Below are 12351 nucleotides of genomic sequence, written 5' to 3'. Positions count from 1 at the left end.
GCGGAGCGGCAGGTCAGCCGCTGAACTCCTCCAGGCTCTTCTGGGCCTGGTCGAGCAGGGTCTGCAGGCCGGCCAGCTCGCCCTCCAGCTTCGCCACCCGGGAGGCGTTGCCGGCCGCGCGGGCCTTCTCCAGGTCGGCGTTCAGCTTGTCGGCCTTGGCCTGCAGCAGGCCGGCCATGCCGGCCGCACGGGCCTTGGCCTCCGGGTTGGAGCGCTGCCACTCGGCGTCCTCGGCCTCGCGGATCGCGCGCTCGACGGTGCCCAGGCGGGCGTCCAGCTTCGGGCGGGCGTCGCGCGGGACGTGGCCGATGGCCTCCCAGCGCTCGCTGATGTCACGCAGCGCCGCCTTGGCCGCCTTGAGGTCGCCGATCGGCAGCAGGGTCTCCGCCTCGGCCGCCAGCACCTCCTTGAGCTTCTGGTTCTCGACCTGCTCGGCGTCGCGCTCGCTGAACACGGCGGAGCGGGCCTGGAAGAAGACGTCCTGCGCGCCGCGGAACCGCGCCCACAGCTCGTCCTCGATGTCGCGCTGGGCGCGGCCGGCGGCCTTCCAGCGGGTCATCAGGTCGCGGTACTTGGCCGCGGTGTCGCCCCACTCGGTCGAGCCGGAGAGCGCCTCGGCCTCGGCGACCAGCTTCTCCTTGGCCGCGCGGGCGTGGTCACGCTCGGCGTCCAGGGTCGCGAAGTGCGCCTTGCGGTGCTTGGAGAAGACCGACCGGGCGTGCGAGAAGCGGTGCCACAGCTCGTCGTCGCTCTTGCGGTCCAGGCGCGGCAGCGCCTTCCAGGTGTCCACCAGGGCGCGCAGCCGGTCGCCGGCCTCCCGCCACTGGGTGGACTCGGCGAGCTGCTCGGCCTCGGCGACCAGCTTGTCCTTGGCGGCGCGGGTCTCGTCCTGCGCCTTGGCGCGGGCGGCCTTGCGCTCCTCACGGCGGGTCTCGATGTCGGCACCCAGCGCGTCCAGGCGCTTGGCCAGCGCGTCCAGGTCACCCACCGCGTGCGCCTCGACGACCTGGGCACGCAGGTGCTCCAGGGCCGCCTGGGCGTCCTTGGCCGCAAGGTCGGTGGTCCGTACCCGCTTCTCCAGCAGGCCGATCTCCACGGCGATGCCCTGGTACTTGCGCTCGAAGTAGGCGAGGGCCTCCTCGGGGGAGCCGGCCTGCCAGGAGCCGACGACGCGTTCGCCGTCCGCCGTCCTGACATAGACGGTCCCCTGCTCGTCGACACGGCCCCACGGGTCGCTGCTCATAGCGCGTCCTCCACATGACGTCGCGCCCGCGCCGGGGCGGCACGCGTCCGTCGTCCACAGTTGATGTGCGGCGGACCGATGAGTCCGCCGTCCCGCCCGTCGTGTACTGATGCCGAGGGTGACGGCCGACGGGTCTGGGCACCCTATACAACGCCAACATAGGCGACCGGGGCGGGTGCTGTCCGCATACCCGGCCGGGCGATTTCGGCCACGCGCCGCGCGGCGGCCCCCGCAGGGTACCGGCCGCGCGGCACGGAATGGATCAACCCTTGGCGGTGGCCACCGAGTTGAGGGTGACGTCGGCCATCGGCGCGCCGTCCGAGCCACCGTCCAGGGTGCCCGCGGCGGCGATCTTCTGGAGGGTGTCCAGGCCGCCGGTGATCTTGCCGAACGGGGTGTAGTTCGGCGGCAGCTGGGTGTCCTTGTAGACCAGGAAGAACTGGCTGCCGTTGGTGCCCGCGCCGGCGTTGGCCATCGCCACGGTGCCCGCCGGGTAGGTGGCGCCGGTCAGGTTCTCGTCGGCGAACTTGTAGCCCGGGCCGCCGGATCCGCTGCCGGTCGGGTCACCGCACTGCAGCACGAAGATGCCGTCGGTGGTGAGCCGGTGGCACTTCACGTGGTCGAAGTACTGCTCCCCGGAGAGGAACGCGAAGGAGTTGACGGTGTGCGGCGCCTTGGCGGCGTCCAGCGCGATCGTCACCTTGCCGCAGTTGGTGTCCAGGGTCGCGGTGTACGCGGCCTTGGTGTCGACCGTCAGGGCCGGCTCGGCCGTCCACTGCTTGCCGTTGGGCTTGCCGTCCGCCGGGGCGGCGCAGCCCTCGACGGGCTTGCGGGTCGGCGCCGCCGTCGGGTCGGCGACCGTCGGGGTGGGGGCGGCCTGGGCCGTCTTGTCCTTCGTGTCGCCCGAGTCGAACACCCCGCCGATCACGGCGCCGCCGCCCGCGAGCACGACGACCGCGAGCGCGGCGCCGATGATGCTGTTGCGACGACGGGCCTTCTTCTGGGCCTCGGCCCGGCGCTCGGCCTGACGCTCGTACTTCTCGCGGGCGAGCTGCCGCCGCCGCTGTTCGCTGGTGACCACCGGCCGTGTCTCCTACATATGCGCTGTGGGCCCCCCGCCCACTGGCGGACGAGGAGGGACTCTGGGACTGCTGTGCCTGCGGGTGCCGCCTGCGGATCATCGCACCCATTGGCGGCCAAGTGTAGGGACCTCGCGCGTAAGACGGAGGTGAGGCGCCGCGGCCGGCCCCTCCGGCACGCCCGGGTGGTCCGTGGACGAGCCGGGGCGGCGCCGCCTATCTGGTTCGCAACCGGTGCCACGGCGCCGGTAGGCTGCACGGAGACTTGTACGGAAGCACCATCCGACCGACGGCCGACCACAGAGGACTCGCGTGTTCATCGCCGGATTCCCCGCGGGAGCCTGGGGCACCAACTGCTACCTGGTCGCGCCCGCTCCCGGTGAGGAGTGCGTGATCGTCGACCCGGGCCACGAGGCCACCCAGGGCGTCGAGGACCTCATCCGCGAGCACCGGCTCAAGCCGGTCGCGGTCGTCCTCACCCACGGGCACATCGACCACGTCGCCTCCGTGGTGCCGGTCTGCGGCGCCCGCGGCGTCCCGGCCTGGATCCACCCCGAGGACCGCTACATGCTGGCGGACCCGGAGCGGGCGCTCGGCCGGTCCCTCGGACAGCAGCTGATGGGCTCCATCACCGTCGGCGAGCCCGACGACGTCCGCGAGCTGAAGGACGGCAGCGTCCTCGACCTGGCCGGGCTGCGGCTCACCGTCGACCACGCCCCGGGCCATACCAAGGGGTCGGTGACCTTCAGGACGCCGGCGGCAGCGGACCTCCCTCCGGTGCTGTTCTCGGGCGACCTGCTCTTCGCCGGCTCCATCGGGCGCACGGACCTCCCGGGCGGCGACGGCGACGCGATCATGCGCTCGCTGGCCCGGGTCTGCCTGCCCCTCGACGACGCCACCGTGGTCCTCTCCGGCCACGGAACCCAGACCACCATCGGCCGCGAGCGCGCCACCAACCCCTACCTCCAGCAGGCGGCCGGTGCGCAGGGCGCGCCCGGCTTCCCGCGACGAGGAATGTGACGGAAGAGAAGTTGAGCACCTTCACCGCCCCCAAGGGCACCTACGACCTGCTGCCGCCGAGCTCCGCGACGTACCTGGCGATCCGCGAGCGCCTCTCCGCGCCGCTGCGCCGGGCCGGCTACGGCTACATCGAGACCCCGGTCTTCGAGGACGTCAAGCTCTTCTCCCGCGGTGTCGGCGAGTCCACCGACATCGTCAACAAGGAGATGTACACCCTCACCACCAAGGGCGGCGACGAACTCGCGCTCCGCCCCGAGGGCACCGCCTCCGTCGTCCGGGCCGCCCTCCAGGCCAACCTGCACAAGCTCGGCAACCTGCCGGTCAAGCTCTGGTACTCCGGCTCCTTCTACCGCTACGAGCGGGCCCAGAAGGGCCGCTACCGCCAGTTCGCCCAGATCGGCGCCGAGGCGATCGGCACCGAGGACCCGGCGCTCGACGCCGAGGTGATCATCCTCGCCGACGACGCCTTCCGCTCGCTCGGCCTGCGCGACTACTCGCTGCTGCTCAACAGCCTCGGCGACAAGCAGTGCCGCCCGGTCTACCGGGCCGCCCTGGTCGAGTTCCTGGACGGCCTGGACCTCGACGAGGACACCCGCCGCCGGGCCGGGATCAACCCGCTGCGCGTGCTGGACGACAAGCGCGAGAGCGTGCAGGCCCAGCTGACCGACGCGCCCAAGCTGCGCGACTTCCTCTGCGAGGACTGCAAGGCGTACGACGAGCAGGTCCGTGAGCTGCTCACCGCCGCCGGCGTCGCCTTCGTGGACGACCCCAAGCTGGTCCGCGGGCTGGACTACTACACCCGCACCACCTTCGAGTTCGTGCACAACGGCCTCGGCGCGCAGTCCGCCATCGGCGGCGGCGGCCGCTACGACGGCCTCTCCGAGATGCTCGGCGGCCCCGCGCTGCCGTCCGTCGGCTGGGGCCTCGGCGTGGACCGCACCTTCCTGGCGATGGAGGCCGAGGGCATCGTCCTCGACCTGCCCGCCACCACCTCCGTCTACGCCGTCGCGCTCGGCGAGGAGGCCAAGAACGTCCTGTTCGCCAAGGTCGTCGAGCTGCGCCGGGCCGGCGTCGCCACCGACCTGGCGTTCGGCGTCAAGGGCATCAAGAACGCCATGAAGTCCGCCGACCGCTCCGGCGCCCGCTTCGCACTGATCGCGGGCGACCGCGACCTCGCCGAAGGCGTCGTGCAGCTCAAGGACATGACCACCGGCGAGCAGAACCCCGTCGCCCTGGACGCACTCGTCACCACCCTGAAGGAGAAGCAGCAGTGATCCGCACGCACGACGCGGGCACGCTCCGCGCGGAGCACGCCGGCACCACCATCACCCTGGCCGGCTGGGTCGCCCGCCGCCGCGACCACGGCGGCGTCGCCTTCATCGACCTGCGCGACGCCTCCGGCACCGTGCAGATCGTGGTGCGCGACCTGGACTCCGTGCACGGCCTGCGCGCCGAGTACTGCGTCAAGGTCACCGGCGACGTCCGGATCCGCCCCGAGGGCAACGAGAACACCGAGATCGCGACCGGCGCCGTCGAGGTCGTCGTCAGCGAGATCGAGGTGCTCTCCGAGGCCGCCCCGCTGCCCTTCCCGGTCGCCGAGTACGAGCCGGGCACGGTCAACGAGGAGGTCCGCCTCCGGTACCGCTACCTGGACCTGCGCCGCGAGGGCCCGGCCCGCGCGCTGCGCCTGCGCTCCAAGGTCAACCACGTCATCCGCACGGTGATGGAGGAGAACGGCTTCCTCGACATCGAGACGCCGTACCTCACCCGCTCCACCCCCGAGGGCGCCCGCGACTTCCTCGTCCCCGTCCGCCTGCAGCCGGGCCACTGGTACGCCCTGCCGCAGTCGCCGCAGCTGTTCAAGCAGCTGCTGATGGTGGCCGGGATGGAGAAGTACTACCAGATCGCCCGCTGCTTCCGGGACGAGGACTTCCGCGCCGACCGGCAGCCGGAGTTCACCCAGCTGGACATCGAGGCCTCCTTCGTCGACCAGGAGGACATCCTGGCCCTCGGCGAGAAGACCGTCGCCGCCATCTGGCGCGAGGTGCACGGGTACGAGATCCCGAACCCGCTGCCCCGGATGACCTACGCGGACGCCATGAACCGCTACGGCTCCGACAAGCCGGACGTCCGCTTCGGCCAGGAACTCACCGACCTCACCGAGTACTTCAAGGGCACCGAGTTCCGGGTCTTCCAGGCCCCGTACGTCGGCGCGGTCGTCATGCCCGGCGGCGCCTCGCAGCCCCGCAAGCAGCTGGACGCCTGGCAGGACTGGGCCAAGGCGCGCGGCGCCCGCGGCCTCGCCTACGTCGTCATCGACGCCGAGACCGGCGAGCTGCGCGGCCCGGTCGCCAAGAACCTCAACGCGGAGCATCTGGCCGGCCTCGCCGCCGCCGCCGGGGCGAAGAACGGTGACGCGATCTTCTTCGCGGCCGGCAAGAAGACCGCCTCGCAGGAGCTGCTCGGCGCGGCCCGCCTGGAGATCGGCCGCCGCTGCGACCTGATCGACGAGTCGCAGTGGGCCTTCCTCTGGGTGGTCGACTTCCCGATGTTCGAGCCGATCGAGGACGACAAGGGGCAGTTCCAGGGCTGGCACGCCGTCCACCACCCCTTCACCGCGCCGACCGCCGAGTCGCTCGCCACCTTCGACACCGACCCGGGCAGCGCGCTCTCCAACGCGTACGACCTGGTGCTCAACGGCTCGGAGCTGGGCGGCGGTTCGATCCGTATCCACCAGCGGGACGTGCAGAAGCGGGCGTTCGACGCGATCGGCCTCTCCGAAGAGGAGGCGCAGTCGCAGTTCGGCTTCCTGCTCGACGCCTTCAACTACGGCCCGCCGCCGCACGGCGGGGTCGCCTTCGGCCTGGACCGCATCGTCACGCTGCTGGGCGGGTACGACACCATCCGGGACGTCATCGCGTTCCCGAAGACGTCCACCGGCGGTGACCCGCTGACCGGTGCCCCCACGGCGATCACCCCGGCGCAGCGCCGCGAGGCGGGCGTCGACGCGCAGCCCAAGGTTCGTGAGGAAGCGAAGCCCAAGGGCGAGACCGAGCAGCAGGCCTGACGCCCGGTCTGGTATACCTTCACGGCCCCGGAACGGACGCGGACGACGCGTCCGGGCCGGGGCCGGTCCACAATGGCGTGCGACACCGAAGGAGCGGGGAATGACCCTGCGTACGAGAGTTGAGACCCCTGAGGACGCCCCGGCCACCCGGCGGGTCCACATGGCGGCCTTCCCCGGGCCGGACGAGGCGGACCTCGTCGACGCGCTGCGCCGCGACCCGGCCTGGCTGCCCGAACTGTCCCTGGTGGCGGTCGACAAGGGCGGACTCGTCATCGGCCACGCACTGCTGACCCGGCTCCGGGTCGGCGACGGGGACGGCCTGGCGCTCGCCCCGGTCGCGGTGGCGCCCGAGTGGCAGCGCAAGGGGGTCGGCGAGCTGGTGGTCCGGGCCGCGCTGACCGCCGCCGACGAGGCGGGCGAGCGGGTGGTGGTGGTGCTGGGCGACCCCGACTACTACGGCCGGTTCGGTTTCGCCCCGGCCGTCGAGCACGACCTGACCGGCCCGTTCGAGGTGCCGGACAGCTACTTCCAGGCACTCACCCTCTCCGCGTACGACGGCGGTCCGCGCGGACTCTGTCGCTACCCGGAGCCCTTCGACGCGGTCTGAGGCCCGGCGGCGGCCGGGCCGCCGATCTCCACCGTCGCGCGGCAGCTGCGGATGAAGGCGGTCATCGCGGGCGTGCACGGCCGCTCCCGGGGCCAGTACAGCCCGACCTGGCCCGGGCCGAGCCCCCGGACCGGCCGGTACACCACGCCGGGCCGGGTGCTCAGCCGGCTGATGGTCTCCGGCGCGATGCCGATGCCCTGGCCGCAGGCCACCGCCGCCAGCCACTCGTCCGCGTTGTGCGCGACCGCGCCGATCCGGGCCGGCCGCCCGCCGCGCTCCTGCGCCCCCAGCCAGTACTCCCGCCAGTGGCCGGCCTCCGCGGGCATCGCCACGAACGGCTCCTCCAGCAGCTCGGCGAAGTCGAGCACACCCTCCCCGGCCAGCCGGTGGCCGGCCGCCAGGGCGATGCAGCGCCGGTCCGTCCCCAGCAGGCTGGTCGCGTAGCGCTCCGCCATCCACGGCGGCGCGTGCCACAGCGCGAGGTCCACCTCGCCGGCGGTGAGCCCGGCGGCCGGGTCGAACCAGCTGTTCTGCCGTATCTCGACCTGCCAGCCGGGCATCCTGGTGGTGAAGTCCGTCACGGTCTGCCGGCCGACGAGGTTGATCGTGCCGCCCTCGAAGCCCACCCGGAGCTTCGCCCCGCCCTGCGCCGCCGCGTCCCGGACGGCCCGCAGCGCGTCGTCCCAGGAGCCGAGCAGCTCGGCGGCGTGGGCGGCCAGCGCGTTGCCGGCGGCCGTCGGGGTCATCCCGGCCCGCGAACGCCGGAACAGCTCCGCGCCGACCCGCTCCTCCAGCTGCCGGATCTGCTTGGTGAGCGCCGGCTGGGACACCCGCAGCCGGGCCGCCGCCGCGGTGAGCTGTCCTTCGTCGCAGACCACCGCGAAGGAGCGCAGCAGGCGGGTGTCGATGTCCATGCCGCCAGGTTATGGAACGAGGAATTGGACCCGTCGGGCGGGTCTGGGCCAGAGTTGGCCAGCCGGACGGGGGACGGCGGCCAGGGGGGATCCGGGCCGCCTGCCGGCTGCCCGGCGCGCCGTGGGGGGCTTGCGCCGGGCGAACGGGGGCGGTGGCGTTGGGAGTCGGACGGGGGGCCGGTTTCCAACGCCCGGTCCCGCCCCGCCCCGCCCCCACCCACCGGGCCCCGGGGCCCCTGGCCCTCCGGCCCCTGGTCCTCCGGCCCACCGGACGCGACCGCCCGTGCGGCCCGCCCGTGACGCCCCGGCCGGCCCGCGCCACGCCGCCGGCCCCGGACATGACCTGCGCCCGCCCCCGATCCGGCCTAGCGTGAGTGCTCATCGGCACCTCCCGGACCTCGCCGGGCGGGACTTCGCTCGGGAGGGCACCCAGATGGCAGGCAGGGCCGCAGACGAACGCCTCGCGAAGAAGCCCTACGAGCGGGAGCTGCTGCGGCTGCAGGCCGAGCTGGTGAAGCTCCAGGAATGGGTGCGCGCCGAGGGGGCCCGGCTGGTGGTCGTCTTCGAGGGCCGCGACGCGGCCGGCAAGGGCGGCGCGATCAAGCGGGTGACCGAGTACCTGAACCCCCGCATCGCCCGGGTCGCCGCGCTGCCCACCCCGACCGAGCGCCAGCGCACCCAGTGGTACTTCCAGCGGTACGTCGAGCACCTGCCGGCCGCCGGCGAGATCGTGCTGTTCGACCGCAGCTGGTACAACCGGGCCGGGGTGGAGAAGGTGATGGGCTTCTGCACCGAGGAGGAGTACTGGCAGTTCCTGAACCAGTGCCCGACCTTCGAGCGGATGCTGATCGAGTCGGGCATCCTGCTGCGCAAGTACTGGTTCTCGGTCAGCGACACCGAGCAGGAGCGCCGGTTCCGGGGCCGCCTGGAGGACCCGATGCGGCGCTGGAAGCTCTCCCCGATGGACACCGAGTCGATCACCCGGTGGGAGGAGTACTCCCGGGCCAAGGACGCGATGTTCGTCCACACCGACACCCCCGAGTCGCCCTGGCACGTGGTGGAGAGCGACGACAAGCGCCGGGCCCGGATCAACATGATCGCCCACCTGCTGTCGGTCGTCCCGTACCGCGACGTGGTCCGGCCCGAGATCGAGCTGCCGGCCCGCCCGCCGTCCGAGGGGTACCGCCGGCCGCCGCGCGACCTGCAGAAGTACGTCCCCGACCACGCGGCCACCCTGGCGGGCTGACCCCGGGCCCCGGCCTCCGCCGTCCCGGCCCCGGCCCCCGCCGTCCCGGCCCCGCTCACCGGCGCCGGACTGTCGGCGCCCTCGCATAGGCTGCCGGTGTGGACGAACCGGACCTCTTCACCGCAGCAGCCGAGGAACGCCAGGCCAAGGAGCCCGGGCGGGCCCCGCTCGCCGTACGGATGCGCCCGCGCACCCTGGACGAGGTGGCCGGCCAGCGGCAGCTGCTCAAGGACGGCTCACCGCTGCGCCGCCTGGTCAGCGGCTCGCGCGGCCCGGCCGCGACCAGCTCGGTGATCCTCTGGGGGCCGCCCGGGACGGGCAAGACCACCCTGGCGCACGTGATCAGCCAGGCCGTGGAGGGCCGCTTCGTCGAGCTGTCCGCGATCACCGCGGGCGTCAAGGAGGTCCGCGCCGTCATCGAGGGGGCCCGCCGGGCGGTCGGCATGAGCGGCAAGGAGACGGTGCTCTTCCTCGACGAGATCCACCGCTTCTCCAAGGCGCAGCAGGACTCGCTGCTCCCGGCCGTCGAGAACCGCTGGGTCACCCTGATCGCCGCCACCACCGAGAACCCGTACTTCTCGGTGATCTCCCCGCTGCTCTCCCGCTCGCTGCTGCTCACCCTGGAGTCGCTGACCGACGACGACGTCCGGGCCCTGCTGCACCGCGCGGTGGCCGACGAGCGCGGGCTCGGCGGGGCGCTGGAGCTGAGCCCGGAGGCCGAGGACCACCTCGTCCGGCTGGCCGGCGGGGACGCCCGGCGGGCCCTGACCACCCTGGAGGCCGCGGCCGGGGCGGCCCTGGAGAAGTCCGAGCCGGCCATCACCCTGGCGACCACCGAGACGGCCGTCAACAAGGCGGCGGTGCGCTACGACAAGGACGGCGACCAGCACTACGACGTCGCCAGTGCGCTGATCAAGTCGATCCGGGGCAGCGACGTGGACGCCACCCTGCACTACCTGGCCCGGATGATCGAGGCGGGGGAGGACCCGCGGTTCATCGCCCGGCGGCTGATGATCTCCGCCAGCGAGGACATCGGCCTGGCCGACCCGACCGCCCTGCAGACGGCGGTGGCGGCCGCCCAGGCGGTGGCGCTGATCGGCTTCCCGGAGGCGCGGATCATCCTCTCCCAGGCGGCCATCGCGCTGGCCCTGGCGGCCAAGTCGAACGCGGCCTACCTGGCCATCGACGCGGCCCTCGCCGACGTCCGGCAGGGCCTGGCCGGCGCCGTGCCGCCGCACCTGCGGGACGCCCACTACGGCGGCGCCGGGAAGCTCGGCCACGGCCAGGGGTACCAGTACCCGCACGACCTGCCCGGCGGCATCGCGGCCCAGCAGTACGCGCCGGACACGGTCCACGGCAAGGTCTACTACCGGCCGACCCGGCACGGCGGCGAGGCCCGCTACGCCGACGTGGTGGAGTGGACCAGGGGCCGGCTGTCCGGCGCACCGGCCGCTCCGCCCCGTGAGAAGGGCCCCCGGGAGCCGGCGCGGAAGGGCCCGGCCCCCGGGCCCGCGCCGACGGCGGCGGTGGCCGAGGGCGGGGCGGGGCAGGGGAGCGGCGCCGAGGGCGGCGCGGGGGAGAAGGGCACCGGGGAAAAGAGCGAGTGATCGCCGGGTATACTCGGTCGGAGTGCCATGTCCCGGGACGGCAGCAGGGGTCACCCTGATCTGACCGGCCGCACCAGCGGGGCATCGGCCCGAGGTTCCTCACGGGGCCTCCAGGAGCGTCGCGCACCGTTTCGGTGTCGCGGGCAGCCCACCACGTTCGCGTCGGTGGGCCACTCGTGTGCAAGCACTTCCGTGCCCGGCTCCGGAGAGCGGCTGATCACCCCTCGGGGTGGTTTTTCTCCGGGTCGCGAGGAGCGACCTCCGTCAACACCTGGTGAAGCCGTATTGGAAGAGCAAGGAAGGTTTGGTTCATGGCGAACCAGAAGCGTCCCAAGGTCAAGATTGCCCGTGCGCTGGGTATCCCGCTGACCCCGAAGTCCGTCAAGTACTTCGAGGCCCGCCCGTACCCGCCCGGCCAGCACGGCCGCGGCCGCAAGCAGAACTCGGACTACAAGGTCCGTCTGCTCGAGAAGCAGCGTCTGCGCGCGCAGTACGACCTGAGCGAGACCCAGATGGCCCGCGCGTTCGACCGCGCGAAGAAGGCCGAGGGCAAGACCGGTGAGGCGCTCGTCGCCGACCTGGAGGTGCGCCTCGACTCCCTGGTGCTGCGTTCGGGCATCGCCCGCACCATCTACCAGGCCCGCCAGATGGTCGTTCACGGCCACATCGAGGTCAACGGCCGCAAGGTCAACAAGCCCTCGTTCCAGCTGAAGCCGGGCTACGTCGTGACCGTTCGCGACCGTAGCAAGGAGAAGGTTCCGTTCCAGGTCGCCCGTGAGGGTGGCTACGCGGGCGAGGGCCAGACCCCCAAGTACCTCGAGGTCAACCTCAAGGCCCTGGCCTTCCGCCTGGACCGCGCCCCGCAGCGTCGTGAGATCCCCGTGATCTGCGACGAGCAGCTGGTCGTCGAGTACTACTCGCGCTGACCCGCGAGCGCCGGCCGCCCCGTGCGGCCGGCAGCAGGACCCGGACGAGCCCCCACCGCCCTTCGAGGCGGTGGGGGCTCGTTCTCTTGTCCGCCGGTCATACGCGTCCGCCGGCTCGTCCGGTCCGCCGGCCGCGCTCAGACCGTCTCGGCGCCCATCGCGGCGGCCAGCCGCAGGTGCACCCGGGCCTCGTCGGGGCGGCCCTGGCGCTGGAGGGTGCGGCCGAGCATCAGCCGGGCGTAGTCCTCGGCCGGGTCCTGCTCCAGGACGCGGCGCAGCTCGTCGGCGGCCCGGGAGAGCTGCGCGGAGTGGTACAGGCTGCGGGCGAGCAGCAGCCGGACCGAGAGGTTGCCCGGCTCCTCGGCCAGTACGCCCTCCAGCAGGCGGGCGGCGTCGGTGTACGCCTTCGCGTCGAAGTGGAACCGCGCCAGGGCGTACTCCCTGGAGCTGTCGTGGCCGGCGGTCATCGCCGGGGTGGTCGTGATGGTCATGGCAGGTGCTCCTCTCGCGGGTGCTGCCGCCCACAGCAATGGTGAAGCTTCAACTATTCCGCGCCCGCCCTCGCGGCCGCCGACCCGCCCCCGACGCCCCCGCCACCGCCACCGCCACCGCCCCCGACGCCCCCGCCACCGACCCCCCGCC

The 12351-nt window shown here is 73.0% G+C and carries 11 protein-coding genes; 7 read left to right on the top strand and 4 right to left on the bottom strand.

Annotation, left to right across the window (positions count from 1 at the left end):
- Positions 1–13: 13 nt before the first annotated feature.
- Together IE329_RS20910 and IE329_RS20905 are read right to left on the bottom strand one after the other, a co-directional pair.
- Positions 14–1243, bottom strand: a complete 1230-nt coding sequence (locus IE329_RS20910) for a DUF349 domain-containing protein (protein WP_190212476.1) — start codon at positions 1241–1243, stop codon at positions 14–16.
- Positions 1244–1505: 262 nt separating this feature from the next.
- A complete protein-coding gene (locus tag IE329_RS20905; RefSeq protein ID WP_190212475.1) occupies positions 1506–2324 on the bottom strand; it encodes a peptidylprolyl isomerase in 819 nt (272 codons plus the stop codon).
- 310 nt (positions 2325–2634) lie between these two features.
- On the opposite strand from IE329_RS20905, the gene IE329_RS20900 reads away from it, so the two are divergent.
- The 4 genes from IE329_RS20900 (at position 2635) to IE329_RS20885 (ending at position 7016) form a co-directional block, all read left to right on the top strand.
- Positions 2635–3342, top strand: coding sequence for an MBL fold metallo-hydrolase (locus tag IE329_RS20900; protein ID WP_190212474.1), 708 nt, complete (start codon positions 2635–2637; stop codon positions 3340–3342).
- 11 nt (positions 3343–3353) lie between these two features.
- Positions 3354–4616: a histidine--tRNA ligase gene (gene hisS / locus IE329_RS20895; RefSeq protein ID WP_190212473.1), complete on the top strand. Its 1263-nt coding sequence runs from the start codon at positions 3354–3356 to the stop codon at positions 4614–4616.
- Entirely contained in the window at positions 4613–6409 is a 1797-nt protein-coding gene (gene aspS / locus IE329_RS20890; RefSeq protein ID WP_190212472.1) for an aspartate--tRNA ligase, read from the top strand. Before hisS ends, aspS begins: the two co-directional genes overlap by 4 nt.
- 100 nt (positions 6410–6509) lie before the next feature.
- Positions 6510–7016, top strand: a complete 507-nt coding sequence (locus tag IE329_RS20885; RefSeq protein ID WP_190212471.1) for a GNAT family N-acetyltransferase — start codon at positions 6510–6512, stop codon at positions 7014–7016.
- On the opposite strand, the gene IE329_RS20880 is transcribed toward IE329_RS20885, so the two are convergent.
- Positions 6989–7930: a LysR family transcriptional regulator gene (locus tag IE329_RS20880; protein ID WP_190212470.1), complete on the bottom strand. Its 942-nt coding sequence runs from the start codon at positions 7928–7930 to the stop codon at positions 6989–6991. The genes IE329_RS20885 and IE329_RS20880 overlap by 28 nt on opposite strands.
- 433 nt (positions 7931–8363) lie before the next feature.
- Here IE329_RS20880 and ppk2 point away from each other — a divergent pair, with 433 nt between their 5' ends.
- The 3 genes from ppk2 to rpsD all read left to right on the top strand — a co-directional run bounded on the left by ppk2 (position 8364) and on the right by rpsD (position 11709).
- Positions 8364–9176 (top strand): polyphosphate kinase 2, encoded by an 813-nt coding sequence (ppk2, locus tag IE329_RS20875; protein WP_190212469.1) that lies wholly within the window; start codon positions 8364–8366, stop codon positions 9174–9176.
- 98 nt (positions 9177–9274) lie between these two features.
- On the top strand, positions 9275–10783 hold the full coding sequence (locus IE329_RS20870) for a replication-associated recombination protein A (protein WP_229927622.1): 1509 nt from the start codon (positions 9275–9277) through the stop codon (positions 10781–10783).
- A gap of 311 nt (positions 10784–11094) precedes the next feature.
- On the top strand, positions 11095–11709 hold the full coding sequence (gene rpsD, locus IE329_RS20865) for a 30S ribosomal protein S4 (RefSeq protein ID WP_190212468.1): 615 nt from the start codon (positions 11095–11097) through the stop codon (positions 11707–11709).
- 137 nt (positions 11710–11846) lie between these two features.
- On the opposite strand, the gene IE329_RS20860 is transcribed toward rpsD, so the two are convergent.
- On the bottom strand, positions 11847–12176 hold the full coding sequence (locus IE329_RS20860) for a tetratricopeptide repeat protein (RefSeq protein ID WP_190212535.1): 330 nt from the start codon (positions 12174–12176) through the stop codon (positions 11847–11849).
- Positions 12177–12351: the final 175 nt, after the last annotated feature.

This window comes from Kitasatospora indigofera, from assembly GCF_014655955.1.
Lineage (GTDB): Bacteria > Actinomycetota > Actinomycetes > Streptomycetales > Streptomycetaceae > Kitasatospora > Kitasatospora indigofera.
This window is presented reverse-complemented; position numbering and strand designations above follow the sequence as displayed.